This window comes from Sphingomonas sp. TZW2008, assembly GCF_002117915.1.
Classification (GTDB): domain Bacteria; phylum Pseudomonadota; class Alphaproteobacteria; order Sphingomonadales; family Sphingomonadaceae; genus Sphingomonas.
In genome coordinates, this window is sequence record NZ_BDJB01000009.1 from 26,692 (window position 1) to 50,319 (window position 23,628).

Annotated in this window: 27 protein-coding genes, 1 tRNA gene and 1 pseudogene; 19 read left to right on the plus strand and 10 right to left on the minus strand. The window is 70.0% G+C overall.

From position 1 onward, the window contains the following. Window positions 1-57 precede the first annotated feature (57 nt). The 3 genes from B7L05_RS12420 (at window position 58) to B7L05_RS12430 (ending at window position 3,148) form a co-directional block, all read left to right on the plus strand. On the plus strand, window positions 58-2,409 hold the full coding sequence (locus B7L05_RS12420; protein ID WP_085810604.1) for a bifunctional diguanylate cyclase/phosphodiesterase: 2,352 nt from the start codon (window positions 58-60) through the stop codon (window positions 2,407-2,409). A 37-nt stretch (window positions 2,410-2,446) separates the two neighbouring features. Further along, a tRNA-Trp gene (locus B7L05_RS12425) sits at window positions 2,447-2,523 on the plus strand. Window positions 2,524-2,590: 67 nt separating this feature from the next. Further along, complete coding sequence (locus tag B7L05_RS12430; RefSeq protein ID WP_085810605.1) at window positions 2,591-3,148, plus strand: hypothetical protein; 558 nt, start codon at window positions 2,591-2,593, stop codon at window positions 3,146-3,148. 9 nt (window positions 3,149-3,157) lie between these two features. Here the strand turns inward: B7L05_RS12430 and B7L05_RS12435 are convergent, their stop codons facing one another. Continuing rightward, the gene (locus B7L05_RS12435; RefSeq protein ID WP_085810606.1) at window positions 3,158-3,673 is read right to left on the minus strand and encodes a GAF domain-containing protein; all 516 of its coding nucleotides are present in this window, start codon (window positions 3,671-3,673) and stop codon (window positions 3,158-3,160) included. 279 nt (window positions 3,674-3,952) lie between these two features. Between B7L05_RS12435 and secE the strand changes: the two genes are divergently transcribed. Next, window positions 3,953-4,150 carry a preprotein translocase subunit SecE gene (gene secE / locus B7L05_RS12440; RefSeq protein WP_085810607.1) on the plus strand — a complete coding sequence of 66 codons (198 nt, stop codon included), beginning with the start codon at window positions 3,953-3,955 and terminating at the stop codon, window positions 4,148-4,150. Window positions 4,151-4,170: 20 nt separating this feature from the next. Beyond that, the gene (gene nusG, locus B7L05_RS12445) at window positions 4,171-4,707 is read left to right on the plus strand and encodes a transcription termination/antitermination protein NusG (RefSeq protein ID WP_085810608.1); all 537 of its coding nucleotides are present in this window, start codon (window positions 4,171-4,173) and stop codon (window positions 4,705-4,707) included. An 80-nt stretch (window positions 4,708-4,787) separates the two neighbouring features. Here nusG and B7L05_RS12450 read toward each other — a convergent pair whose 3' ends face one another. Then, window positions 4,788-5,528, minus strand: a complete 741-nt coding sequence (locus tag B7L05_RS12450) for a CPBP family intramembrane glutamic endopeptidase (protein ID WP_085810609.1) — start codon at window positions 5,526-5,528, stop codon at window positions 4,788-4,790. A 10-nt stretch (window positions 5,529-5,538) separates the two neighbouring features. Continuing rightward, on the minus strand, window positions 5,539-6,504 hold the full coding sequence (gene glpX / locus B7L05_RS12455) for a class II fructose-bisphosphatase (RefSeq protein WP_085810610.1): 966 nt from the start codon (window positions 6,502-6,504) through the stop codon (window positions 5,539-5,541). 79 nt (window positions 6,505-6,583) lie between these two features. On the opposite strand from glpX, the gene B7L05_RS12460 reads away from it, so the two are divergent. Then, the gene (locus tag B7L05_RS12460) at window positions 6,584-7,141 is read left to right on the plus strand and encodes a hypothetical protein (RefSeq protein WP_307718267.1); all 558 of its coding nucleotides are present in this window, start codon (window positions 6,584-6,586) and stop codon (window positions 7,139-7,141) included. A 16-nt stretch (window positions 7,142-7,157) separates the two neighbouring features. Here the strand turns inward: B7L05_RS12460 and B7L05_RS12465 are convergent, their stop codons facing one another. After that, window positions 7,158-8,906, minus strand: a complete 1,749-nt coding sequence (locus B7L05_RS12465; protein WP_085810611.1) for a fatty acyl-AMP ligase — start codon at window positions 8,904-8,906, stop codon at window positions 7,158-7,160. Between the two features lie 114 nt (window positions 8,907-9,020). Between B7L05_RS12465 and B7L05_RS12470 the strand changes: the two genes are divergently transcribed. The 5 genes and pseudogenes from B7L05_RS12470 to B7L05_RS17840 form a co-directional block, all read left to right on the plus strand. Further along, complete coding sequence (locus B7L05_RS12470) at window positions 9,021-9,545, plus strand: regulatory protein RecX (protein WP_085810730.1); 525 nt, start codon at window positions 9,021-9,023, stop codon at window positions 9,543-9,545. 74 nt (window positions 9,546-9,619) lie between these two features. Further along, window positions 9,620-10,183: a cold-shock protein gene (locus B7L05_RS12475; protein WP_085810731.1), complete on the plus strand. Its 564-nt coding sequence runs from the start codon at window positions 9,620-9,622 to the stop codon at window positions 10,181-10,183. Continuing rightward, window positions 10,180-10,659, plus strand: a complete 480-nt coding sequence (locus tag B7L05_RS12480) for a DUF192 domain-containing protein (protein ID WP_085810612.1) — start codon at window positions 10,180-10,182, stop codon at window positions 10,657-10,659. The genes B7L05_RS12475 and B7L05_RS12480 overlap by 4 nt, the downstream gene beginning before the upstream one ends. An 85-nt stretch (window positions 10,660-10,744) precedes the next feature. Beyond that, complete coding sequence (locus B7L05_RS12485) at window positions 10,745-11,137, plus strand: NADH:ubiquinone oxidoreductase subunit NDUFA12 (protein WP_085810613.1); 393 nt, start codon at window positions 10,745-10,747, stop codon at window positions 11,135-11,137. 203 nt (window positions 11,138-11,340) lie between these two features. Next, window positions 11,341-11,574, plus strand: a pseudogene (locus B7L05_RS17840) (DUF2155 domain-containing protein); the annotation flags it as partial. A gap of 35 nt (window positions 11,575-11,609) precedes the next feature. Here the strand turns inward: B7L05_RS17840 and aat are convergent. The 3 genes from aat to B7L05_RS12505 all read right to left on the minus strand — a co-directional run bounded on the left by aat (window position 11,610) and on the right by B7L05_RS12505 (window position 14,247). Next, on the minus strand, window positions 11,610-12,344 hold the full coding sequence (aat, locus tag B7L05_RS12495; RefSeq protein WP_085810732.1) for a leucyl/phenylalanyl-tRNA--protein transferase: 735 nt from the start codon (window positions 12,342-12,344) through the stop codon (window positions 11,610-11,612). A 118-nt stretch (window positions 12,345-12,462) separates the two neighbouring features. Next, the gene (locus tag B7L05_RS12500) at window positions 12,463-12,846 is read right to left on the minus strand and encodes a hypothetical protein (protein WP_085810614.1); all 384 of its coding nucleotides are present in this window, start codon (window positions 12,844-12,846) and stop codon (window positions 12,463-12,465) included. Between the two features lie 81 nt (window positions 12,847-12,927). Next, a complete protein-coding gene (locus B7L05_RS12505) occupies window positions 12,928-14,247 on the minus strand; it encodes a type VI secretion protein ImpB (protein ID WP_085810615.1) in 1,320 nt (439 codons plus the stop codon). A gap of 111 nt (window positions 14,248-14,358) precedes the next feature. On the opposite strand from B7L05_RS12505, the gene radA reads away from it, so the two are divergent. The 5 genes from radA (at window position 14,359) to B7L05_RS12530 (ending at window position 18,894) form a co-directional block, all read left to right on the plus strand. After that, a complete protein-coding gene (gene radA / locus B7L05_RS12510; RefSeq protein ID WP_085810616.1) occupies window positions 14,359-15,732 on the plus strand; it encodes a DNA repair protein RadA in 1,374 nt (457 codons plus the stop codon). Window positions 15,733-15,801: 69 nt separating this feature from the next. Further along, a complete protein-coding gene (locus B7L05_RS12515; protein ID WP_085810617.1) occupies window positions 15,802-16,374 on the plus strand; it encodes a CvpA family protein in 573 nt (190 codons plus the stop codon). Beyond that, window positions 16,371-16,808 (plus strand): iron-sulfur cluster assembly scaffold protein, encoded by a 438-nt coding sequence (locus B7L05_RS12520; RefSeq protein WP_085810618.1) that lies wholly within the window; start codon window positions 16,371-16,373, stop codon window positions 16,806-16,808. Before B7L05_RS12515 ends, B7L05_RS12520 begins: the two co-directional genes overlap by 4 nt. Next, window positions 16,808-18,565, plus strand: a complete 1,758-nt coding sequence (locus B7L05_RS12525) for a cation:proton antiporter (protein WP_085810619.1) — start codon at window positions 16,808-16,810, stop codon at window positions 18,563-18,565. The genes B7L05_RS12520 and B7L05_RS12525 overlap by 1 nt, the downstream gene beginning before the upstream one ends. Then, window positions 18,562-18,894, plus strand: a complete 333-nt coding sequence (locus tag B7L05_RS12530) for a DUF423 domain-containing protein (RefSeq protein ID WP_085810620.1) — start codon at window positions 18,562-18,564, stop codon at window positions 18,892-18,894. The genes B7L05_RS12525 and B7L05_RS12530 overlap by 4 nt, the downstream gene beginning before the upstream one ends. Before the next feature lie 22 nt (window positions 18,895-18,916). Here the strand turns inward: B7L05_RS12530 and B7L05_RS12535 are convergent, their stop codons facing one another. From B7L05_RS12535 to B7L05_RS12545, 3 genes are read right to left on the minus strand one after another with little or no spacing between them, the layout of a single operon-like run. Next, window positions 18,917-19,057, minus strand: a complete 141-nt coding sequence (locus B7L05_RS12535) for a DUF2256 domain-containing protein (protein WP_085810621.1) — start codon at window positions 19,055-19,057, stop codon at window positions 18,917-18,919. Then, window positions 19,057-20,157 (minus strand): 3-dehydroquinate synthase, encoded by a 1,101-nt coding sequence (gene aroB / locus B7L05_RS12540; RefSeq protein WP_085810622.1) that lies wholly within the window; start codon window positions 20,155-20,157, stop codon window positions 19,057-19,059. The genes B7L05_RS12535 and aroB overlap by 1 nt, the downstream gene beginning before the upstream one ends. Next, window positions 20,154-20,717 (minus strand): shikimate kinase, encoded by a 564-nt coding sequence (locus B7L05_RS12545; RefSeq protein ID WP_085810623.1) that lies wholly within the window; start codon window positions 20,715-20,717, stop codon window positions 20,154-20,156. Before B7L05_RS12545 ends, aroB begins: the two co-directional genes overlap by 4 nt. Before the next feature lie 118 nt (window positions 20,718-20,835). On the opposite strand from B7L05_RS12545, the gene B7L05_RS17460 reads away from it, so the two are divergent. From B7L05_RS17460 to B7L05_RS12555, 3 genes are read left to right on the plus strand one after another with little or no spacing between them, the layout of a single operon-like run. Continuing rightward, complete coding sequence (locus tag B7L05_RS17460) at window positions 20,836-20,973, plus strand: hypothetical protein (protein WP_179187209.1); 138 nt, start codon at window positions 20,836-20,838, stop codon at window positions 20,971-20,973. Next, a complete protein-coding gene (locus tag B7L05_RS12550; RefSeq protein ID WP_085810624.1) occupies window positions 20,963-22,726 on the plus strand; it encodes a hypothetical protein in 1,764 nt (587 codons plus the stop codon). The genes B7L05_RS17460 and B7L05_RS12550 overlap by 11 nt, the downstream gene beginning before the upstream one ends. 2 nt (window positions 22,727-22,728) lie before the next feature. Beyond that, window positions 22,729-23,628 carry a tyrosine recombinase gene (locus B7L05_RS12555; RefSeq protein ID WP_085810625.1) on the plus strand — a complete coding sequence of 300 codons (900 nt, stop codon included), beginning with the start codon at window positions 22,729-22,731 and terminating at the stop codon, window positions 23,626-23,628.

The window sequence follows — 23,628 nt, forward strand, 5'->3', positions numbered from 1 at the left end:
CCCCGAACGTGCAGCCGGAGAAACGATCGGTAAACCCTGCCTCTGTAAGGCGGGCGGGTGAGCCGATCATCCGCCCCGCGCCGCCTGTCGATCCCGCTACGCACGCTGCTCGGCCTCGCCGAGGGCGACGATCCGGCGCTGTGGAGCCGTATCCGCGCGGCGCAGCTGTTCGCCGGGCAGCAACTGGCGCCGCTGCTGCTCGCCGCCAACATCTTCGCGGCCGGGATCGTCGCGCTGCTCTTTGCAACGGCGGTGCCGATCCATTTCCTCGCCGCCTGGGGCGTCGCTGTGAGCGCGATCTGCGCCGTCGTGGCGGTTCGGCGCCACCGCACGGCGCGCTTCGACAACGGCTATGCGACGCTGGGCGAATTGCGCGACACGGCGCTGGAGGGCCTAGCGCTGGCAGCGGTGTGGAGCGTGCCGCCGCTGCTGTTCGCAGGACACGGCGGCGCCGCCGGCCAGTTCGGGCTGTGGGTGGTGCTGTCGCTGCTGATGACCGCGGCGGCGGTTTCGATGGCGACGCTGGTGCTGGCGGCGGTCGCGTTCATCGGCGGCCTCGCCGTGACGATGACGATCCCGCTGATGCTGCAGCACGCCTATGTACCGGCGGCGACGACGCTGCTGCTCGCCGCGCTGCTGATCGCGGCGTGCATTGCCCGCGCGCGCGCGCTGGTGGCGTTGCGCGGATCCGAGCTGACGCTGTATGACCGCGACGAGACCGTCAGCCTGCTGCTGCGTGAGTTCGAGGACAGCGGCGCCGATTGGCTGTGGGAGAGCGATGCGCAGCGCCGGCTGTGCAAGGTCAATCCGCGCTTCGCGCACGCGCTGGGAAAGCCTGCGAGCGAGCTGGAGGGCATGCCGCTGCTCCAGGCGCTGGCCGGCGCGGACTGGGCGGACGGTACGTTCGACGACGGCCTGCGGCTGCTGGCTGACCGGCTGAAGCGGCGCGACAGCTTTCGCGACCTGACGCTGCGGCTGACCATCGGGGACGCGGTGCGCTGGTGGTCGGTCGCGGCGAGCCCGCGGCTCGACGAGCGCGGTGCGTTTGTCGGCTTCCGCGGCGTCATCTCCGACGTCACCGAACGCCGCGCGTCGGAGGAGGCGATCACCCGCATGGCGCGCTCCGACATGCTGACCGGGCTGCCCAACCGGTTGGCGATCAACGAGGCGCTGGCCGCCGCGCTTGACGCGGCAGAGCGGGGCGGGGGCCGCGCCGCATTCATGATGATCGACCTCGATCGCTTCAAGGCGGTGAATGATACGCTGGGCCATCCGATCGGCGACCGGCTGCTCGGCCGCGTCGCCGAACGGCTCGCCGCGATGGTGACCGCGACCGAGCTGATCGGGCGGCTGGGCGGCGACGAATTCGCGGTGGTGGTGACCGACGCCGCCGACAGCGCACGCGTCGAGCGGCTGGCCCACGCGATCATCGACACGCTGTCGCAGCCCTATGAGGTCGACCAGCACACGCTGTACGTCGGCGCGTCGGTCGGGGTCGCCACCTCGCCGCGCGACGGGCGCACCGCGGAAACACTGATCCGCTCGGCCGATCTTGCGCTCTACCGGTCGAAGGACGCCGGCGGCGGCGTGTTCCACGCCTACGAGCCCAAGCTGCACGTCGAGGCGGAGGAACGGCGGATCCTCGAGATGGCGCTGCGCAAGGCGCTCGAGAACGGCGAGCTGCACCTCGACTATCAGCCCGTCGTCGATGCCGGCGGCGAGCGGCTGAGCGGGTTCGAGGCGCTGCTGCGCTGGCACAGCCCCACGCTGGGATCGATACCCCCGTCGCGCTTCATTCCGCTGGCGGAGGAGGCGCGGCTGATCGGCCCGATCGGCGCCTGGGTGATCCGTACCGCGTGCGAGGAGGCGGCACGCTGGCCCGGCGACACGCGTGTCGCCGTCAACGTCTCCCCCGAGCAATTGCACAATCCCGCCTTCGTCACGGTAGTGACGCAGGCGCTCGCGGCGAGTGGCCTCGCGCCGTCGCGGCTCGAGCTCGAGGTGACGGAGGGCGTGTTCCTGAAGGAAGGGACGGTAGCGGTGCAGGTGCTTGAGCGCATCCTCGATCTCGGCGTGCGCTTGAGCCTCGACGATTTCGGGACTGGCTATTCCTCGCTCGGCTACCTGTCGCGCACGCGCTTCTCGTCGATCAAGATCGACCGCAGCTTCGTCACCGCGGCGTCGAACGGCGCGCCCGAGGCGCTGGCGATCATCCGCGCCGTCGTTGCACTGGCCCAGAGTCTCGGCCTCGCCACCACCGCCGAGGGGGTAGAGACCGAGGGCGAGCTGGACATGATCCGCACGCTCGGCTGCACCAGCGTGCAGGGTTTCTATTTCGGACGCCCATTGCCCGTCGCCGAGGCGCGTAGTCTGGCGGTGCGCAGCCGCGCCGGTGCGCGCGCGGCTTGAACAGCGCGCGCGTGCCCGCTAAAGGGCAGGGCGCTGCAGGGGTGTAGCTCAGTTGGTTAGAGCGTCGGTCTCCAAAACCGAAGGCCCTCGGTTCGAGTCCGAGCTCCCCTGCCAGCCTTTCCCATCATCATCGGTCACTCGATAACGGCTGCAGCCTGCCGCGCGTTTAGCGACGGAGGGCTTGCGGATCGACGCCGCACGCGTGACTGACGGCGCGGGGATGATCGAGGGGGGACGCATGCGGCAGGTGGGATGGCGGATGATCGGCTGGATCGCGCTCGCGGCGCTTGCCGGATGCGACTCGGCGCCCCAGGCACCCGAGGCTGCGGAAGTTTCCGCCGAGGAGGCAGCGCTGGCTGAAGCAACGCAGCTGTGCGCGTCAATCGGATCGATCAGCAAGGGCGGCAACGACACGCTGCGCGCAGCCTTCGTCTCGACGCCCTATGGCAACGACTATGGCGGCCCGCTGATCGACGGGCTGACCAAGGCGGGCGGCTACCGCTACGAAGGCGCGGAGATGGTGCGAAACACCTGCTACGCCTATGCCACGGCGCGCGGGTCGCTGTTCGGTCGCACGCATGATCTCGCTTGGCGCTGCCCGGTGAAGATGCTGAGCGACAGCCCGTCCGAGCCGGGCAAGACGGTGATCGAGGCCGTCGAGGATCGCTTCTGCGATCTCGACACGCGCCGCGGCGATCCGTTCAAGCAGGCGGTCGAGGTGGAGATCATCCACCCCTGAGCGGCTCGATCAGGCGGCGGCGCCGGTGATCGCCAGCCGCTCGAACGTTGCGTTCGCCGAGCGCGTGAGCGTTTCCACGAGCGTCAGCGCGGCGGGCTCGATCGGCTGCCGGCGCGCCCAGTAGAGCCCGAGCGCGGCGAATGGCTCGCCGCTGCCGAGCGGGACCATCGCCATGCTGGCGACGAACGTCGACAGATAGGCGTTGTGCGGCACGCGCGGGTCGGTGGCGATATCGGGGATCAGGATCACCTGCCGCTCGACCATCGCGCGGCCCGAGACGCACTGTTCGATCGAGAAGTGCTGGCCTGTCCACATCGGCGCGATCGCATCCTCGCCGACGTAGAGCACCGTGTCGCCGATCCGCCGGACGACGCATACGCCGTCGGCGAGCGCGATGCGCCGAGTCTGCGCGCGGAGCACCTCAAGCGCGGCGTCGACCGACCGAACCTCACCGAGCGCGTCGATCGCCTTCGAGACCAGCCCCCAGCGGCGGAAAAGGATCGACAGGTCTTGCGGCGATGACATGCTGCCAAGCTACCGCCGGCCCCTTAATAAGGCCATAAAAACAGGGTGTTATATCTTGATATGGGTCAACGGCCGGCTCGGCGGCGATACAGGCTCGCTGCACGGCCCCGGACGGCGTTAGCCACCCCCCGTGGCGCGCCCCTTGCTCTTGCCGGGTGGCAGCGCTATCTCGCCCGACGCATCCGACAGCGCGGACGGCCCTTCACCGTTTCCCTCATCCGGGGAAGCGGTAGAGCGGTTATGCCCCGCTGCCGGCCGATATGATTAAAGGCAAGGCACGTGGCGAAGACGTCCCCGATCGAATTCATCAACCAGGTCCGCACCGAGACGAAGAAGATCGTCTGGCCGACGCGGCGTGAGACGATCATGACCGGCGTGATGGTGATGATCATGACGACGATCCTGGCGATCTTCTTCCTGAGCGTGGACACGATCTTTAACGCGATCGTCAACGCGCTGCTGAGCCTGGCCAAGTAAAGAGAGGGACGCGTCCGATCATGGCACGCTGGTACATCATCCACGCCTATTCCGGGTTCGAGGGCAAGGTTCGCGATTCGATCGTGGCCGAGGCAACCCGCATGGGTCTTGAGCAGCTGGTCGAGCAGATCGAAGTGCCGACCGAGACGGTGCAGGAAGCGCGTCGTGGCAAGAAGGTACAGGTCGAGCGCAAGTTCATGCCGGGCTACGTGCTCGCCAAGCTCGAGATGACCGACCAGGTTTACCACCTTGTCAAGAACACGCCCAAGGTGACGGGATTCCTGGGATCGTCGGGCAAGCCGCAGGCGGTGAGCGAGGCGGAAGCCGCGCGGATGCTCAACAGCAAGGAAGAGGCCGCCGCCGCGCCGAAGACCAAGATGAAGGTCGACTATGAGATCGGCGATTCGGTGAAGGTGCTCGACGGCCCGTTCGCGAGCTTCAACGGCACGGTCGAGGAGCTCGATTTCGACAAGTCGAAGGTCAAGGTGTCGGTGTCGATCTTCGGGCGCGCAACGCCGGTCGAGCTCGATTTCGAGCAGGTCGAGCGCAGCAAGTAATTCCATCCGCCGCGGCAGCGCGGTGTCGAGCAGCAGAGGCGCCGTCCCGACCATCGGGGCGGCGTTTTCGCGTTGAGACGCTAGGCGCTGCGCCGCGCGAAGGCGCGCTCCAGCCACGGACGGATGACGAGCGCGTTGGCGTCGACAATCGTGTGCAGCAGCACGACGAGCCACAGCGATCCCGTCGCGAGATACAGCCAGGCGAGGACGAGGCCGACCAGCCCCACCGCCGCCATCGCGCGCCAGCCCTGATAGCGGTGCGCGATGGTGAACAGCGCCCAACCAACGGCACAGCCGGCGACGCCGCTGCCAAAGACGCTCGCGACGAGCAGCGGCACAGCGAGCCGGAAGAACACCTCCTCGCCGAACCCGGCGGCGGCGGCGAGCACCAGTGCGGCGCCGGCTTCGGCGCGCGAGGCGGCAATGGCGGGCGAGCGATAGCCGAGGTCGATTGCGCGGCGCCGACGCCATACGGTGAGCGCGACGAGGATCGCACCGCCGAGGAAGCCGCCGGCGATCGCCCAGCCAACGTCCCGGATGCCGATCGCGGAGAGTGGCGCGATGCCGAGCGTCCGCGCGGCGGCGGCGAGCTCCGGCGGCAAGTCGAAAAGCGCGTCGAGCCGCCCGAGCAGCGCCAGCGCGGCGAGGGTGGTGGCGCCGTACATCGCGGTGATGCCCGCCGCCCAGCCGAGGGTCGCGCGTCGGCGATCGCGCGACTGCCCGCGTACCGCGCGCGCGACGGAGGCGGCGATGCTGCGCCCGCTCCACCAGCCGTAGACGATCATCCCGATCGCGGCGGCGAGCAGCGCGGCGGCGAGCATCAGCCGCGTATCAGAGGCGGTGTTCGCCCTTTACCCAGCGCACCGTGCCCGACGAGGCACGCATAACGACGCTCTCCGTCGTCATCACCTTGCCGCGGCGCTTGACGCCGTCGAGCAGCGATCCGTCCGTCACGCCGGTCGCGGCGAAGATGCAATCGCCCTTCGCCAACTCCTTCAGATCATACTGCTTGTCGAGATCGGTGATGCCCCACTTGCGCGCACGGGCGCGCTCGTCCTCGTTGCGGAACAGGAGCCGGCCCTTGAACTGACCGCCGACGCAGCGCAGCGCCGCACACGCGAGCACGCCTTCCGGCGCGCCGCCCGAGCCCATGTAGACGTCGATCGTGGTATCGGGATTGGTGGTGGCGATGACGCCGGCGACGTCGCCGTCGCCGATCAGCACGACGCCGCAGCCGATCGATCGCAGCTCGGCGATCAGCTTCTCGTGGCGCGGACGATCGAGCACGCAGGCGATGATCTCGTTCGGGGCGACGCCCTTCGCCGCGGCGATCGCGCGGACGTTCTCGGTCGGCGACTTGTCGAGATCGATGACGCTATCGGGCAGGCCGGGGCCGACGGCAAGCTTGTCCATATACACGTCGGGCGCGTTAAGCAGGCAACCTTCCTCGCCGATGGCAAGCACCGCGAGGCTGTTCGGCCCGGCCTTAGCGCAAATCGTCGTGCCTTCCAGCGGATCGAGCGCGATGTCGATCTTCGGGCCCGTACCCTGCGCCGAGCCGACCTTCTCGCCGATGTAGAGCATCGGCGCCTCGTCGCGCTCGCCTTCGCCGATCACCACGGTGCCGTCGATCTCGAGGCCGTTGAGCGCCTCGCGCATCGCCTCGACCGCGGCGGCGTCGGCGGCCTTCTCATCGCCGCGGCCGATCAGCGTCGAGGCGCCGATCGCGGCGGCTTCCGTCACGCGAACCATCTCAAGCACCAGGACGCGATCGAGCACCTTGCTGGCTGTCGGCATGTATTCCCCCAAAAATCGGTATCTTTCCGCCGCGCGATAGGCGGACCGCCGGGCGGTGTCGAGACGGCGCTTGTCGCGCGTGGGCTATCGCGCGACAAACGGCGCGATGCCGACGCTGAAGGTCTATCGCACGCCTGCGGGCTTTCACGACGCCTATGTCGCGGCGCCGAGCCAGAAGGCCGCACTCGCCGCATGGGGCAGCGATGCCAACCTGTTTGCGCGGGGCCTGGCAGAGTTGGTCACCGATCCGGAGCTGACGCGCGAGCCGCTGGCAAATCCGGGGGAAGTGATCCGGCGCATGCGCCGCGCGCCTGACGAGGCGGCGCCGGTAAGAAAGAACGCGGGACGGACGGCGCCCGATCGAAGAGCGAGGGGCAAGGCAGCGCCGGCGCCCAAGGCTAAGCCCAAACCCAAGCCGAGCCGGGCGCAGCTGACCGCGGCGGAGGCGGCGATCGAAGCAGCGCACGCCCGCTACGACGAGGCCCGCGCCGCGCTGAAGCGCGAGGAAGAGGCGTTGGCGGCCAAGCGGCGCGCGCTGGAAAAGGCGCACGGCGCAGAGCGGATCAAGCTCGATCGTGCGCGGATCGCCGCGCGCGACGATTACGAGGCGGCGCTCGCCGACTGGCGCGCCGAGTGAGATTGGCGCGGCGACGTCAGGCGGCGACCGCGTAGGGCTTGATTTCACCTGAGAGGTAGAGGTTGCGCGCCTTGGCGCGACTGAGCTTGCCCGAGCTCGTGCGCGGCAGCGTACGCGGCGGGATGAGTTCGATCACGCAGTTCATGCCGGTGACGGCGCGGACGCGGTCGCGGATCTCGTTGCGCAGCCGGCTGCGTTCGGCATCGTCGGACGTGCGGCACTGGACGAGCACCGCGGGCGTCTCCTCGCCGCCCGGCGTGGTGATCGCGAACGCGGCGATATCGCCCTGCTTGAAGCCGGGGAGCTGCTCGACCGCCCATTCGATGTCCTGCGGCCAATGGTTGCGGCCGTTGACGATGATCATGTCCTTGGCGCGGCCGACGATGTAGATGTAGCCGTCCGACAGATAGCCCATGTCGCCGGTGTCGAGCCAGCCGTCGGCAAGGCAGGCATCGGTCGCCGCATCGTCGCGGAAATAGCCGACCATCAGCGAGGGTCCGCTGCACCACACCTTGCCGATCGCGCGCTCGGGCAGGGGCGTACCGTCCTCCTCGCGGATCTCGATGCGCATGTCGCGGACCGGCTTGCCGCAATTGACGATCGCGCGGTAGCGCTGCGGGCGGTCCTGCCCGGCGGGGACGCCCGACAGCTGCGTTTCCTCGACCAGCTCGACGCGGATGCCCTCGCCCGGCGGCATGATCGAGACGGCGAGCGTCGCCTCGGCGAGGCCGTAGGACGGGAGGAACGCCGTCGCCTCGAACCCGGCGTCGGCGAAAGCGTCGACGAAATCCTGCATCACGTCGGGCCGGATCATGTCGGCGCCGTTGCCCGCGAGCCGCCAGCGCGACAGATCGAACCGGTCTGCGGCCTTGGTCTGGCTCGACATGCGGCGCGCACAAATATCGTAGCCGAAGGTCGGCGAGTAGCTGATCGAGGTGCCCGTGTTGCGGCTGATGAGATCGAGCCAGGCGAGCGGGCGACGCGCGAAATCCTCGGTCTTGAGGTAATCGACCGACACTTGGTTGGCGATCGGCGACAGGAAGCAGCCGACCAGCCCCATGTCGTGATACCACGGCAGCCACGAGATGCAGCGATCGCTGTCGATCAGCTCCATGCCGTGCGCGTGCGCGGCGAGATTGTTGAGCAGCGCGTGGTGCGTGATCGCAACGCCGTGCGGGAAGCGCGTCGATCCGCTGGAATATTGGAGATAGGCAATGTCGTCGCCGGACGCCTGCGGCAGATCGACGGCGGGCGCGGCGCGGGCGAGGAGATCGCCCCAGTCGATCCCCTGCGTGCCGACCGCCTGCGCCGCGGCGCCGGCCATCTCGGCGAGCTCGGGCGGGTAGATCAGCATCGCGGGATCGCAGCTCGTCAGCTGGACGCGCAGTTGATCGATGTACGATTCCTTGCCTCCGAATGAAGTCGGCAGCGGCAGCGGCACAGGCCATGCCCCGGCATAGACGGTGCCGAAGAACAGCGCGGCGAATTCGGCGCTGGTTTCCGCGACCAGCGCGACGCGATCCCCCGGCGCGATCCCGGCGGCGATCAGGCGATAGGCTGCGGCCTTTGCATCGGCCTGCAGCTCGGCGAAGGGATAGGCGCGCGCAAGCGTGCCGCGTGCGTCGTGGAAATTGAGCCCCCGGGTGCCGGCGGCGGCATAGTCCAGCGCCTCGCCCAGCGTCGCGAAATCGGCGAACCGTCGCGGCAGCGCGTCACCAGTCGGGGTGGGGCCGGTCAGGGGGAGGGAGGGGGTCGCGGTCGTCATGGTCTTCTGCTCAAGTCTCGATGGTGGTGCCATGGATGGCATCAACGATTGGGCCTGGCCACGGATCGGTCGCCAACGTTCAAATTCGTCTGCCAGTGTGGCAACAAGAAGGCCATGCCGAAAAGCCGACATCCGCCCCCGCCGCTGAACCGGGCAGCGCTCGACGCGTTGGCGCTGCGCTACGTCGAGCGGTTCGCCACGACGCGCGGCAAGCTGGCGGCGTATCTGGCGCGCAAGATCCGAGAGCGCGGCTGGGACGGGCCGCCGGCCGATCCGCAGGCGATCGCGGAGCGGATGGCGGGGTACGGCTATGTCGACGACCGCGCCTATGCCGAGGCGAAGGCGCGCGCGCTGACCCGCCGCGGCTATGGCGCACGCCGCGTGTCGCAGGCGCTTCACGCCGCGCACGTCGCGCCGGCAGACGCGGGGCAGGCGCTGGAAGAGAGCGCCGATCAGGCGTTCGATAGCGCGCTGGCGCATGCCCGGCGGCGGCGTTTCGGCCCGTTCGCCAAGGCGCCGGCGGACGAGGCGACGCGCGCACGACAGCTGGCGGCGATGCTGCGCGCCGGCCACGATTTCGCGCTTGCCCGGCGGATCCTCGCCGCGGCGCCGGGCGAGGACCTGGAACCGTACGATTGATCGCACTTTGGTGACTATCATGTTGTGCAGCGCGTCAACCATGCTAGCGTTTCCATGCCTGGAAGAAGATGGACATGCGCAGCGATACGCCTGACGCGGCCTACCGCGACGGCGCCGGTTCCGGCGACGAGGAAGGCGTGCGCGTCGAAGGCACGCTGAAGTGGTTCGACGTGACGCGCGGCTTCGGCTTCCTGGTGCCCGACAGCGGCGAGATCGGCGACGTGCTGGTGCATTTCTCCGTCCTGCAAGCACTCGGCCGGCGCAGCCTGCCCGAGGGCACGCGGATCGAGGCGATCGCGGTGCAGCGTGACCGCGGCTATCAGGCGCGCGAGATCCTGTCGCTCGATACCTCGACCGCGATCGAGCCCGCGCCGCGGCCGTTAAACCGGATCGATCCGGTCGCGCTGCTCGACGAGGCGGGGGACTGGGAGCCGGTCACCGTCAAATGGTTCAATCGGCTGAAGGGCTATGGTTTCCTGGTGCGCGATGCGATGCCGGGAGACATCTTCGTCCATATGGAAACGCTGCGCCGCGGCGACATCGGCGAGGTCGAGCCCGACCAGCGGCTGCGCGCGCGAGTAGTAGATGGGCGCAAGGGGCCGATGGCGGTCAGCGTCACACGAGAGGATGCGCAATGAGATTTCACGGTCTTGCGGCGATCGCGCTGCTCGTCGGCGCTTCGGCATGCACCGGACGCGACGCCGCGGCGGCCGGCAACGAGGCGGCTCCTGCGGCGCTCGCCCCGGTGACGATCACCAGCGCGACCGGCCGCCACGTCTTCAAGGTGGAGATGGCGCGGACCGAGCCGCAGCAGCAGCGCGGGCTGATGTACCGCACCAACATCCCGGCCGACGGCGGCATGCTGTTCGCGCCCTATCCGCCCGAGGGCGGGCCGCCGCGCGAGGCGAGCTTCTGGATGAAGAACACGCCATCGCCACTCGACATCATCTTCATCCGCGCCGACGGCACGATCGCGCGCATCGCCGAGAATACCGTGCCCTTCTCCGAGGCGCAGGTGCCGTCGGGCGAGCCGGTCGCGGCGGTGCTGGAGATCAACGGCGGGCGCGCGGCGGAACTCGGCATCGCCGAGGGCGACAAGGTGAGCTGGAAGTAGCACCAAGTTGCGGCCGGTATCCGTCGTACGGCGGGCGACGTGCCATTGAAGCGCCGTCCGCCAGCCGCTAAGCGCTGACCCCGATATGGCGATCAACCTCAATCCCTTCACGTGGTGGAACGGCGCCACCATCGGCACCTGGTTCGGGCTGCGCGGCAAAACGCGTGTCGGCGAGGACGAATTGGGGAACGTCTATTACCAGGGCGGGAAGGATACGGCGGGCAATCCGCGCCGTTGGGTGATCTACGACGGCGCGAACGACGCCAGCCGGATCGCGCCCGAGTGGCTCGCGTGGCTACAGCACACGATCGACGACGTGCCCGATCGCGCGCTGCCGCCGGTCCGCCAGTGGCAGAAGCCAGCGCTCGCCAACATGACGGGGACGCCGCACGCCTATCGGCCGTCGGGTGCGCTCGAGAAGGGCGGCAACCGCGCCAGTGCGACGGGCGATTACGAGGCGTGGAGCCCCGACGCGTGAAGCGCGCCGTCGCGGCGGGGGCGCTCGCCGTCGCCGCGCTGGTCGGCGTGGGTATCTGGCAGGGGCCGCGGCTGTTCGGCAGCGAGGAGGGTGCGCGTGCGCCGGCGGCGAGCCAGCCGGTGCCCGACACCGCTCCCGACACTACCAGCGACGTGGTGACGGTGGAGGGCGACGCGGCGCCGGTCGACGCCGGCGCGACGCCGATGGCGCAGCGCGTCGCGGTGGTCGGCCTGCTCAACAAGCGCAACGGCGTGAGCCGCGACCTGACAATCAAGCCGGGGCAGGCGCTGCGCGTCGGCGATACGATCGTGCGGCTGCGCGCGTGCGAGCGCACTGCACCGTGGGAGCCCGAGCAGCTGACCGGCGCGTTCGTCCAGCTCGACGTGCAGGGCGCCGATCGCAAGTGGCGCCGCGCCTTCTCCGGCTGGCTCTACAAGGAGCGGCCGGCGTACAACGTCGTCCAGCACCCGATCTACGACGTCTGGGCCAAGAGCTGCGCGATGACCTTCCCCGACAAAGGGCCGGCGACCGACGTACTGGCGACGCCGTCGACCGCGCGGAAATCCGCGGCGCCGTCCGCCCAGCGCGGCGTCGGCGACGCAGAGCCCAGCGTGTCGGAAAGCGCGGCGCCAAGCAACGCGACGTAATCCGCGCGCGCGATCTCGACCGCGCCGAGCGAGGCGAGGTGATCGGTCATGAACTGGCAGTCGAGCAGCGTGAACCCGCCGACGCGCAGCCGCGCGACGAGTGCGGCGAGCGCGACCTTCGACGCGTCGGTCGCGCGGCTGACCATGCTCTCGCCAAAGAAAGCGCGGCCAAGCGCGAGGCCGTAGAGCCCGCCGACGAGGCGGTCGCCGTCCCAGCATTCGATCGAGTGCGCGAAGCCGGCGGCGTGGAGTTCCAGAAAGACTGCCTCGATCGGGCGGTTGATCCACGTTTCCGGGCGATCGGTCGCCGCCTCCGCGCACAGCGCGATGACCTCGCCGAACGCGGCATCGGCGGTCACCCGGAAACGCTCGGCGCGCAGCGTGCGGCGGAGCGTTCGGGAAAGGTGGAAGCCGTCGAGCGGCAGGATCGCGCGGGTGCGCGGTTCGACCCAGTAGACACCCGGCGCATCACGCGCGTCGGCCATCGGGAACACGCCCACCGCATAAGCGCCGAGCACGGTCGCAGGATCGAGCATCTCGGGCGGGCGGCGGCGCGGCATCGGAAGCGGCGAGCCTAGCAGATCGGCGGTGCGGCGCACGCGGCAAAACGCGTCGCCGACCGTACGCACACGCGCCGCGGCGCGCCGGGACCTGCCCGGCCCGCCGCGATCGACAGGGTCAGCCCTTGCAGGTGAGCGAGGGCTTGCCGGGCTGTTCGAGCGTGATGTTGGTGGGGCTGCCCGTCAGCTTCCAGCCGCCGTCGGCAACCAGCGGCTCGCCGCCGTTCGGCGCGGTGAGCGTGGTCGGCGAACCGTCCTTGGCGGTGCGCACGATCGCCTGCTTGTCGCCTTCGAAGAAGGTGACGTAGACGACGCTGTTGTCCTTGCAGCGCATCGACTTGTCCGCCTTGATCGCGGGCGGCAGCTCGACCGCACCCGCGTTGGCGAGCTGCGTCGCCATGGGATCGGGATTGGTATCGATCACTTCGGGCTCGGCCGACTTGGAGTTGCAGGCAGCGAGCGCCATGAGCGCCGCGATTGCGATGGGGAGGGGGCTCTTCATACGGCTCGCGGATTTCGCGCATGCAACACGAGGCGTCAAGTTGATGCCGCGTTTAACGGATATTTTATAGCATGTTCGAACTTACTCGTGGAACTCGTCAAGCTCCGGAATGCGGCCGAACGCGATTTTGCTGCCGATCCGATCGATCCGCCCGCCATTGAGCGGGCCGACCGAGACCGCGTTGCGCCCGAAACGCTGGTTGATCCGGTCCATCGCCTCGCTGAGCGCGAGACCGCGCGTCTCGCGCGCCAGCGGATCCTCGGGCGCGAGATGCGCGAACAGCGAGCCCTGGTCGCCCGCGACGGGCGCGATCTCCGCCAGCGTCACGCCGATCATGCGCAGCCGAAAGCCGCCGGGCCGCGCCGCGGCGGCGGCGCGCAGCCGCGGGAACAGCGCGTCGAGCCGGGCGAGGACGACGAAGCTGTCCTGCGTTTCGGGAAGACGGATCGAGGCGCGCCAGCCGCTCTTGTCGTCCTCGAACTTCGCATGGAGGACGAGCAGGCGCGCGCGATAGCCCTTGCGCCGCAGCCGGCTCGCGGCCTTGAGCGCGAGCCGCCGCGCGGTGAGCCGCGCGGGCTCGTCGCCGCGCGTCGAGGGCGACAGGACGTGGCTGTGCCCGACGGTGCGGCTCTGCGTCGCCTTCTCGGGCAGGTCGACGCCGTGCAACTGGTACCACAGCCGATCGCCGTCGGTGCCGCCCCACGCGAAGCCCGCGTCGCGCGGGCGGCGCGCGCAATATTGCGCGATGTCGTTCACCCCGTCGCGCGCCAGCCGCCGTTCCATCTTGGCGCCGATCCCGGCGATCTCGGTGAGCTTCAATCCGAACAAGGCATGCGGCAGATCGCGATCCTCGAACACGACCAGCCCGTCCGGCTTCTGCAGATCCGACGCGAGCTTCGCGAGCAGGCGATTGGGGGCGATGCCCACCGACGAGGTGAGGCAGGCGCCGATCCGCTGGCGGATACCCGCCTTTATCCGCCGCGCCAGCGCGACCGCCGCGGCGCGATCATTCTCATTGTCGAGCAGGCGGCAGGCGACCTCGTCGATCGAGCAGACGCGCGTGACGGGGATGTGGCGCCAGATCTCCGCGACAATCGCGTCGTGGAATTCGACGTAGCGGCGGTGGCGGGCGGGAGTGACGATGACGTTGCGGCACAGGCGCTGCGCTTCCCACACCGGCGTACCGGTCTTGATCCCGAAGCGCTTCGCCTCGATCGACGCGGCGATCGCCACGGTGGTGTCGCTGCCGATCGGCGCGACGATCACCGGGCGGCCGCGTAAGCCGGGCTGGAGCTGCTGCTCGACACTGGCGAAATAGGAGTTGAGATCGAGGAACAGCCAGCGCAGCGGCCGGGGCGGCAGATCTGGTCGCGAAGCGGTGGGCGACTCGGACTGGGTCATCGGGAAAAGAACGATACCAGAACATTGCAACGTTCCCTAGTTGTTCCTTGGCCGGCGATCGCCTAGATCGATCGTTCCGCGCCCGCGTGCCCGTCAACGGATTGAGAGAAGATGGCCAAACCGCAGAAACGCTACGTCTGCCAGGCATGCGGCTCGGTCGCGTCACGTTGGCAGGGGCAGTGCGTCGACTGTTCCGAGTGGAACACGCTGGTCGAGGAAGCGCCGGTGGTGGTGACGCCGTTCCAGGCGAAGCACAATCTGCAGGGCGGCGGGCGTGCGGTGACGATGGTCTCGCTCGATACCGAGGTGGCGCTGCCGGCGCGGATGGCGAGCGGCATCGCCGAGCTCGACCGCGCGCTGGGCGGCGGCTTCGTCGAAGGCAGCGCGACGCTGATCGGCGGCGATCCGGGGATCGGCAAGTCGACGCTGCTGCTCCAGGCAGCGGCGCGCATGGCGCTGGCGGGGGGTGACGTCGCCTATATCTCGGGCGAGGAGGCGGCGGACCAAGTGCGGCTGCGCGCACGCCGGCTGGGGCTGGGCGAGGCGCCGGTGCGGCTCGCCTCGGCGACGTCGGTGCGCGACATCCTGACGACGCTCGGCGCCGGCAAGCCGCCGGCGCTGCTGGTGATCGATTCGATCCAGACGATGCATTCGGACCTGATCGAGGGGGCGCCAGGCACCGTCAGCCAGGTGCGGGCGAGCGCGCAGGAGCTGATCCGCTTCGCCAAGGAGCGCGGCACCGCGATGGTGCTCGTCGGTCATGTCACCAAGGATGGGACGATCGCCGGGCCGCGCGTGCTCGAGCACATGGTTGATACCGTGCTGAGCTTCGAGGGCGAGCGCAGCCACCAGTATCGCATCCTGCGCGCGATCAAGAACCGCTTCGGCGGCACCGACGAGATCGGCGTGTTCGCGATGCAGAGCGAGGGGCTGACCGAGGTGTCGAACCCCTCGTCGCTGTTCCTGACACAGCGCGACGAGAGCGTGACGGGTGCGATCGTGTTTCCCGCGCTGGAGGGGACGCGGCCGGTGCTGGTCGAGATCCAGGCGCTGGTCGTGCGCCTTGCCAGCGGCGCGACGCCGCGGCGTGCGGTGGTCGGCTGGGACAGCGGGCGGCTGGCGATGATCCTGGCGGTGCTCGAGGCGCGCTGCGGGCTGAGCTTCTCGTCGGCCGAAGTCTACCTCAACGTCGCCGGCGGGTATCGCGTGCAGGATCCAGCGGCGGACATGGCGGTCGCCGCGGCGCTGGTGTCGGCACTGTCTGAGCGGCCGGTCGCGGCCGATGCGGTCGCGTTCGGCGAAGTCGCGCTGTCGGGCGAGGTGCGCAGCGTGGCGCACGGCGCGCTGCGGCTGAAGGAGGCGGCGAAGCTTGGCTTCGGCAAGGCGCTGGTGCCCGCCGCGATGGCGAGTGACAAGGCCGCGCTCCGTCTCGCGGGCTTTCCCACGCTGGCGCGGCTGGTGGATCACCTTCTGGGGCGCGACTGAGGCCCGCCGGAAACGCCGGGCCAAACAGACCCGTTCTCAAGCGCGCCGCTACGCCCTAGATGCGGCGTGATGAATTTGAACGGACTCGATATCGCGGTGCTGACCGCCGTCGGCGGCAGCGCGCTGCTCGGGCTGAAGCGCGGGTTCGTCACCGAAGTGCTGGCGCTGTTCGCCTGGGTCGCGGTCGTCTTCGCGGTGAAGATCTTCCACCTGCCGCTGGCGAAGGCACTCACCGCGCCGATCGGCACCGCATCGGGCGCGGCGTCGCTTGCCTTCGTGCTGCTCGGCGGCGCGACCTACGTGTTCGGGCGGATCATCGCCAACGCGGTCGGCGGGCGCGTGCGCTCGTCGGTGCTGGGGCCGGTCGATCGCGCGCTCGGCTTCGGCTTCGGCGCGCTCAAGGGGCTGATCCTTGCCAGCCTCGCCTTCCTCCTCCTCGTGCTGGTGCTCGACACGATCGGCGGCGGGCCGACACGCCGCCCGCTGTGGATCAAGGAGGCGCGCACCTATCCGCTGCTCAACGCGACCAGCGCGGCAATCGCCGATTTTGTCGACCGCCGCCGCCGCGGCCAGCCGGTGTTCGGCCCCCGCACCCCGCCGCTCGATCTGCCGGCGGCGGACAACACGAGTGATCCCCGATGAGCGCGACGCTCTACAATGACGCGATCCTTCGCCTAGCGACCGACAATCCGATCGACGAGCGGCTGCCCGACCCGCAGGGGACGAGCGAGAAGCGCTCGCCGATCTGCGGCAGCCGCGTGACGGTCGACGTCAACCTCGGGCCCGACGGGCGCGTGAGCGAGGCTGGGATGCTGGTGCGCGCCTGCGCGCTCGGCCAGGCATCGTCGTCGCTGCTCGCCGCCAACGTGATCGGCCGTACGCCGGAGGAACTCGCTGCGGCGCGCGACGCGCTCGCCGACTGGCTCGCACAGGGCGGCGACGTGCCAGCGTGGCCGGGGGTGGACGTGCTGGCGCCGGCGCGCGACTATCACGCGCGCCACGCGTCGATCCGGCTCGCCTTCGAGGCGGCGGCGGAGGCGGCGGCGCAGGCGCGGACGCGCAGCGAGGGGGACTGATGGAACACGGCGCTGCCGGATCACTGCTGCGCGACGGCTTCATCCTGCTGGGCGCGGGGCTCGGCTTCGTGCTGCTGTTCCGGCGATTGGGGCTGGGCGCGACGCTGGGCTATCTCGTCGCCGGCGCAGTGGTCGGCCCGCACGTCCTGGGGCTGGTCGGCGACGCCGAATCGAAGATGGGGATCGCCGAACTCGGCATCACGCTGCTGCTGTTCGTCGTCGGGCTCGAGCTCAATCCGACGCGGCTGTGGCGGCTGAAGGAGGATATCTTCGGGCTCGGGCTGCTGCAGGTCGTCGCCTGCGGCGTGGCGATCAGCGCGATCATTGCGGTCTTCGCGCACTTCTCGATCCCCGCGGCGTTCGCGCTCGGCCTGCCGCTGGCGCTGTCGTCGACCGCGCAGGTGCTGCCGATGCTGCAATCGTCGGGCCGGCTGCGCACCCCGTTTGGCGAGCGCGCCTTTTCCATCCTGCTGTTCCAGGATCTGTCGATCATCCCGCTGATCACGATCATCGCCGCGATGAGCCGCAATCCCGCCGACGCGGGGGGGCCGCCGGGGTGGCTGCTGATCGTCTACACGGTGCTGGCGATCGCCGGGCTGATCGCGGCGGGTCGCTTCTTGCTGCGCCCGCTGTTCCGCTGGATCGGCAACATGGGCGAGCGCGAGATGTTCGTCTTTGCCGCGCTGTTCACCGTCATCGCCAGCGCCGCGCTGATGGAGGCGCTCGGCCTGTCGACCGCGCTAGGCGCGTTCGTCGCCGGCGTGATGCTCGCCGACAGCCCGTACCGCCACGAGCTGGAGGCGGACGTCGACCCGTTCCGGTCGATCCTGCTCGGACTGTTCTTCCTCACCATCGGCATGATGCTGAACCTGGAGGCGATCGCCGAGCGGCCGTTCTTCGTCGTCGCCATGGCGCTGGCGCTGATCGCGACCAAGACGGCGGTGATCGTTGGCATCGGCATGGCGTTCCGCATGAAGTGGCGGTCGGCGCTCGCGCTGGGTCTGCTGCTCAGCCAGGGCGGCGAATTCGGCTTCGTGCTGTTCGCGCAGGCGGCCGACGCCTATCTGATCGCGCCCGATGCGGCGTCGCTGTTCGGCGCGATCATCACGCTGTCGATGGCGACGACGCCGTTCCTAATGGGGATCACGCGGCGCTTCCGCGAGGAGCCGATCGTGGCGCAGGAGCGCGACGGGCCGACCGCGGACGGCGCCAATGCGGTGATCGTCGGCTACGGACGGTTCGGCCAGACGGTGGGGCAGATGCTGCTGACGCAGGACATTCCCGTCACGCTGATCGACACCGATATCGAGATGATCGACATCGCCGGTGAGTTTGGCGCCAAGGTCTATTACGGCGACGGTACGCGGCTCGATCTGCTGCGCCAGGCGGGTGCGGCGGAGGCGGAGCTGATCCTGTTCTGCATCGACGGTGACCAGGTGACCCCCGAGGTCGTCGAGGCAGTGCACGAGGCGTTCCCGCAGGCGTCAATCTACGTCCGCGCGTTCGACCGGCGATCGCTCGTCAAGCTCAAGAACGGCCCGGCGACGCTGGTGGTGCGCGAGGTGCTCGAATCGGCCGTCAAGATGGCGCGCGCGGCGATGCACGGACTGGGCATCGACCGCGCCGACATCGATCGCGCCGAGGACATGTATCGCGCGCGCGACAAGGAGCGGCTGCGGATCCAGATCGAGGCGGGCGACATACGCGCCGCACGCGCGCTGGTCGCCGAGCAGCAGCCGTGGGGGAACGATCGATGAACTGGCTGGTAATCCTCGCGGCGCTGTCGGGTGCGCTCGCGGTGGGGGCGGGGGCGTTCGGGGCGCATGGCGCGAGCGGGCAGGCGCGGGAGTGGCTGCAAACGGGTGGTCAGTATCAGCTGATCCACGCCGTCGCGGCGCTCGTTGCGCTGCGGCTTGAGGCGCGCGGGCCGGCATGGCTGTTCGTTGCCGGCGGGGCGATCTTCGCCGGCACGCTGTATCTGATGGCGCTCGGTGCGCCGCGCTGGCTGGGGGCGATCACCCCGATCGGCGGCACGCTGCTGATCGCGGGATGGCTGTGGCTGGCGTGGATCGGCGCGCGCGGCTGACGCGCGCGCGGCGGCTACGGCCTTAGCGTTTCTTGCGGCACGCGTCCGAGCAGTAGACGACGTTATCCCAGTCCTTCGCCCATTTCTTGCGCCAGGTGAACGGGCGCCCGCACGCCGGGCAGGTCTTGGTCGGCAGATCGCGCTTGGCGACGCCGTTGGGCATCAGCGCGGCTGCATCGCGAGAAAATTGCCGACGTCGGCGAGCGCGACGTTCCTGTCGAGATAGGTCTGGCCGATGCCACGCGCGAGGAGGAAGGGGATCTGCCCGCCGCTCGCCTTCTTGTCGTGGCGCATATGCTCGATCAACCGGTCCGCCGGCGCGTCGATCCCCGCCGCGGCGAGCCCGTCGGGCAGCCCGACCGCCTGCCAGTGCGCCGACACGCGCACTGCGTCGAACGCGGGGCACAGATCGCGCACCGCCGAATAGCCGAAGGCGAGCGCGCATCCCGCCGCGACCGCCTCGCCGTGAAGCAGCCGGTCGGAGAAGCCTGCCTCGGCCTCGAGCGCGTGCCCGAAGGTGTGGCCGAGGTTGAGCAGCGCGCGGCGGCCCAGCGTCTCGAACTCGTCCTCACCGACGATCCGCGCCTTGGCCGCGACCGAGTGCGCGATGGCATATTCGCGCCGCGAGGGATCGCCGGCGAGCAGCGCTGCGCCATTCTCCTCGCACCAGGCGAAGAAGGCGGCATCGTCGATCAGGCCGTATTTGACGACTTCGGCGTAGCCCGCGCGCAGCTCGCGCGGCGGCAGCGTGTCGAGCACCTGCGGGTCGATCAGCACCAATTTAGGCTGGTGGAACGCGCCGACGAGATTCTTGCCCGCGCGCGCGTTGATCCCGGTCTTGCCGCCGACCGACGAATCGACCTGCGCCAGCAGCGTTGTAGGTACTTGCACGAAGCCGCAGCCCCGCTTCAGGATCGCGGTGGCGAAGCCGACGAGATCGCCGATCACGCCGCCGCCAAGCGCGATCACATGGTCACCGCGCTCGACGCCGAGATCGAGCAGCCTGTCGACGACCTGTTCGAGCGTCGCCCAGCTCTTCGACTTCTCGCCCGCGGGGATGACGATCGCCTCATGCGGCACGCCGGCAGTATCGAGCGACCGCTGCAGCGTCGCCAGATGCGGGCCGACGTTGGCATCGGCGACGATCGGCACGCGCCGGCCGCGCGCGAGCGGCGCGATATGTTCGCCCGCGCGGGCGAGCAGCCCGTTCTCGATCACCACGTCGTAACTGCGCGCGTCCAGCGCCACCCGAACAACCGTCATGCCGCCCCGTAACCGATTGCCCGCAGAATCGCACGCACCGTCGCCTCGTGCGGCGCATTGTTGCTGGCGACGCGGATGTGCGCCTGCGCGTAGAGTGGGTTACGCGCCGCCGCCAGGTCGCGCAGCACCGCGGCGGGATCCTTGCCGCGCAGCAGCGGCCGAGTGTCGCGGCGGCGGACGCGCTCGACCAGCACGTCGATGTCGGCGTCGAGCCATACCGCTAGCGCCTCGGCGAGGATCAGCGCGCGCGTCGTGTCGTTGACGAACGCGCCGCCGCCGGTCGCGATCACCTTGGGCGTGCCGTCGATCAGCCGTTGGATCACGCGCCGTTCGCCGTCGCGGAAATACGCCTCGCCGAATTGCGCGAAGATCTCCGGGATCGACATGCCGGCGGCTTCCTCGATCTCGCTATCGGCATCGACGAAGGGGAGACGCAGGCGCTGCGCCAGTCGCCGCCCCACGGTGGACTTGCCGACGCCCATCAGCCCGACGAGCACGATCGGCGCACGTCGCCAGCGCTTCGTCGGATCGCGCTCCGCTTGGGGTGGGCTTTGCAACATGGCGAGGTGGGCTATACAGCGCGCCGGCGCTCCGGGTACAAGTTTCGGAAATGTCGGCTTCGCGACCCATGCGAAGTGCCGCGAGTGCCGGTTGTGCTGCGTCGTACAGGGTTGGAACATGTCGCGATTGATCGTCTCGCTGGTGGTGCTGTTGGTCGTGGTGATCGGCGGGCTGTTCTTTCTCGCGGGTAGCGCCACCGAGCGTCCGACGACGCGAGTCGAGAAGACGGTCGAGCTCGGCAACCTTGCGAGCTAGGCTGCTCGCGGCCGTCGCGGTCGCCGCCTCGCTGGCCGCCGCCGCGGTCGCGCAGAACCAGCAGGCGCCCGAATCACTGCTGCCGCCGGGCTTCGGCGATCCCGCGCCGCCCCCGCCGCCCGCCGCGACCACCCCCGGCGGCGCGACGGTGCAGCCGTTGCCCGACAGCCGGCCGCTCGAACTGCCGCTGCCCGAAACCTCGCCGACGCCAAGCCCCACGCCGACGCCGCCGAGCGCGGCGGAACTCGCGCGCTACGAGATGCCGCTGTTCGCGCGCCGCTCGCTGGCGCTGATCGGCCCGATCGGGACGGCGGAGGGCGGGCTGCCTGCCGATGCCTTCGGTACGGCGGACGGCGGCTTCCTCGAGGCGCTGATGCGGCGGCTATCGGCGCCGCTGCCGTCGCGCTGGATGTCGATCGCGCTGCGCCACGCGCTAGTCTCACGTGTCGACACGCCGGCGGGGCTCAACGGCGCCGATTTCGCGGCCGAGCGCGCGTGGCTGCTGCTGCGCATGGGCGAATCGGTCGCGGCGCGCAGCGTGATCCAGGGCGTCGATACCGGCAACGCGACGCCCAAATATCGCCAGGTCGCGATGCAGGCGCTGCTCGCCACCGCCGACCCTGCGGGCCTGTGCCCGCTCGCCGACGCGGCGGGGAATAGCGAGCGCGGCTGGATCATGGCGCGCGCGATGTGTGGCTCGCTCGGCGCAGCGGAAGGCGGCTCGCGCGCGCTGATTGCCGATGCGCGCCGCCGCCGGATCGCGAGCGGGATCGACCTGCAACTGGCGCAGAAGGTGGCGGGCGCCGGGCTCAACAGTCGCCAAGCGATCACCATCGAGTGGGATCCGGTGACGCAACTGACCGCGTGGCGCTTCGGCCTCGCCACCGCGACCGGCGTTGCGGTGCCCGATACGCTCTACGCGACCGTCGGCCCGCAGGTGACGGGCTGGCGCGCGCTGGCGCCGGCGATCCCGCTCGCCGATCGTGCCGCGCCGGCGGAGGCCGCTGCGGCGATGGGGATCATCTCCAACGCCGCGCTGGTCGATCTGTTCTCGGCGCTCGACGCGGCGGACGAGACGCCCGCCGCGCTCGGCGCGATCGCTTCCGATCTACGCTCAGCCTATGTGGGGGCGGACGTCGCGACGCGGCTCGGTGCGCTGCGGCAATTGTGGGACGCGGGCTCGACGCCGCAGGCGCGCTACGCGCGACTCGTGCTAACCGCACGCGCCGCGGCACGGGTGCGGCCGAGCGACGCGCGCGCCGATGCCGACCGCATCGTCGCGGCGATGCTGTCCGCCGGGCTCGATCGCAGCGCGCAGCGCTGGCGCGGGCAGGTCGACGAGGGCGGCGACGCCTGGGCGCTGCTCGAACTGTCCGATCCCGATGCCCGAATGCGGCTCGGCTACAATGCGGTGAGCAGCTACAGCGGCACCGGTGACGCGACGCTCAAGCGGCGGATGTTCTTCGCCGGGCTCGCGGGGCTCGGCAGGCTGAGTGCACAGGAGATCGAGAGCGGCGCTGAATCGCTCGACGTGAGGATCGGCACCACCAACGCCTGGACGCGCGCGCTCGATCGCGCGGTGCAAGGTGGCCAGCCTGCCACGGTGATCCTGCTCGCCGCGGTGGCGATGCAGACCGGCGACTGGCGCGGCGTGCCGCCCGCCGCGCTCTACCGCATCGTTGCCGCGCTGCGCGCGGTGGGGCTGGGCGGCGAGGCGCGGATGATCGCCGCCGAGGCGATCGCGCGGCTCTGACGATGGCGGGCGATCGCGCGCTGATCGACCTGTTTCTCGAGATGATGGCGGCGCAGGCAGGGGCGGCGCGCAACACGGTCGCGGCCTATCGCAGCGACCTGCTGCTCGCCTCCGACGCGCTCGGCGGGCGGCTGGCCGGTGCGGACGGCGCGGCGATCGCGCGGCTCGGCGATGGCTGGGCGGCGCTGTCGCGGTCCACTGTCGCGCGCAAGGCGGCGGCGCTGCGGCGGTTCTTCGCCTTTCTCGCCGAAGAGGGCATCCGCGCCGACGATCCCGGCAGCGCGCTGCCCCGGCCCGGCACGCGCCGCCCGCTGCCGCGCACGCTGAGCCACGCCGACGTCGACCGGCTGTTCGCCGTCGTCGCTACGCGCCTCGACCGCACGCCCCCGCTGCCCGCCGACCTGCGCAACGCAGCGCTGCTCGAATTGCTCTACGGCTCGGGCCTGCGCGCGAGCGAACTTGTGTCGCTGCCGCGCAACGCGATCCACCCGGATCGGCCGTTCGTGATCCTGACGGGCAAGGGCGGCAAGGAGCGGCTGGTGCCGATCTCCGATCGGGCGCGCGCGGCGGTGGCGGCGTGGCGCGCGCATGTCGCGGTCGATCGCGCGTTCCTATTTGCGTCGGGCAAGACGCATCTGTCGCGCGTGCGGCTGTTCCAGATCATCCGCGCGCTTGCCGCGGACGCGGGGATCGCGCCGGATCGGATCAGCCCGCACGTCCTGCGGCACGCCTTTGCAACACACCTGCTGGAAGGCGGTGCCGACCTACGCGCGCTCCAGGCGATGCTCGGTCACGCCGATATCGCGACGACCGAGATCTACACTCACGTCGATCGTGCGCATCTGGTTCAGCTCGTCAACGAACGCCACCCGCTCGTTGACGCGATGAAACGACCGGCCTAG

Coding starts and splice junctions, on each gene's coding strand:
- B7L05_RS12435 (WP_085810606.1), bottom strand. CDS start 3,673: ATGTCATCGCCGCAAGACCTGTCGATCCTTTTCCGCCGCTGGGGGCTG.
- nusG (WP_085810608.1), top strand. CDS start 4,171: ATGGCACGCTGGTACATCATCCACGCCTATTCCGGGTTCGAGGGCAAG.
- B7L05_RS12450 (WP_085810609.1), bottom strand. CDS start 5,528: ATGCTCGCCGCCGCGCTGCTCGCCGCCGCGATCGGGATGATCGTCTAC.
- glpX (WP_085810610.1), bottom strand. CDS start 6,504: ATGCCGACAGCCAGCAAGGTGCTCGATCGCGTCCTGGTGCTTGAGATG.
- B7L05_RS12465 (WP_085810611.1), bottom strand. CDS start 8,906: ATGACGACCGCGACCCCCTCCCTCCCCCTGACCGGCCCCACCCCGACT.
- B7L05_RS12470 (WP_085810730.1), top strand. CDS start 9,021: ATGCCGAAAAGCCGACATCCGCCCCCGCCGCTGAACCGGGCAGCGCTC.
- B7L05_RS12475 (WP_085810731.1), top strand. CDS start 9,620: ATGCGCAGCGATACGCCTGACGCGGCCTACCGCGACGGCGCCGGTTCC.
- B7L05_RS12480 (WP_085810612.1), top strand. CDS start 10,180: ATGAGATTTCACGGTCTTGCGGCGATCGCGCTGCTCGTCGGCGCTTCG.
- B7L05_RS12485 (WP_085810613.1), top strand. CDS start 10,745: ATGGCGATCAACCTCAATCCCTTCACGTGGTGGAACGGCGCCACCATC.
- aat (WP_085810732.1), bottom strand. CDS start 12,344: ATGCCGCGCCGCCGCCCGCCCGAGATGCTCGATCCTGCGACCGTGCTC.
- B7L05_RS12500 (WP_085810614.1), bottom strand. CDS start 12,846: ATGAAGAGCCCCCTCCCCATCGCAATCGCGGCGCTCATGGCGCTCGCT.
- B7L05_RS12505 (WP_085810615.1), bottom strand. CDS start 14,247: ATGACCCAGTCCGAGTCGCCCACCGCTTCGCGACCAGATCTGCCGCCC.
- radA (WP_085810616.1), top strand. CDS start 14,359: ATGGCCAAACCGCAGAAACGCTACGTCTGCCAGGCATGCGGCTCGGTC.
- B7L05_RS12515 (WP_085810617.1), top strand. CDS start 15,802: ATGAATTTGAACGGACTCGATATCGCGGTGCTGACCGCCGTCGGCGGC.
- B7L05_RS12520 (WP_085810618.1), top strand. CDS start 16,371: ATGAGCGCGACGCTCTACAATGACGCGATCCTTCGCCTAGCGACCGAC.
- B7L05_RS12525 (WP_085810619.1), top strand. CDS start 16,808: ATGGAACACGGCGCTGCCGGATCACTGCTGCGCGACGGCTTCATCCTG.
- B7L05_RS12530 (WP_085810620.1), top strand. CDS start 18,562: ATGAACTGGCTGGTAATCCTCGCGGCGCTGTCGGGTGCGCTCGCGGTG.
- B7L05_RS12535 (WP_085810621.1), bottom strand. CDS start 19,057: ATGCCCAACGGCGTCGCCAAGCGCGATCTGCCGACCAAGACCTGCCCG.
- aroB (WP_085810622.1), bottom strand. CDS start 20,157: ATGACGGTTGTTCGGGTGGCGCTGGACGCGCGCAGTTACGACGTGGTG.
- B7L05_RS12545 (WP_085810623.1), bottom strand. CDS start 20,717: ATGTTGCAAAGCCCACCCCAAGCGGAGCGCGATCCGACGAAGCGCTGG.
- B7L05_RS17460 (WP_179187209.1), top strand. CDS start 20,836: ATGTCGCGATTGATCGTCTCGCTGGTGGTGCTGTTGGTCGTGGTGATC.
- B7L05_RS12555 (WP_085810625.1), top strand. CDS start 22,729: ATGGCGGGCGATCGCGCGCTGATCGACCTGTTTCTCGAGATGATGGCG.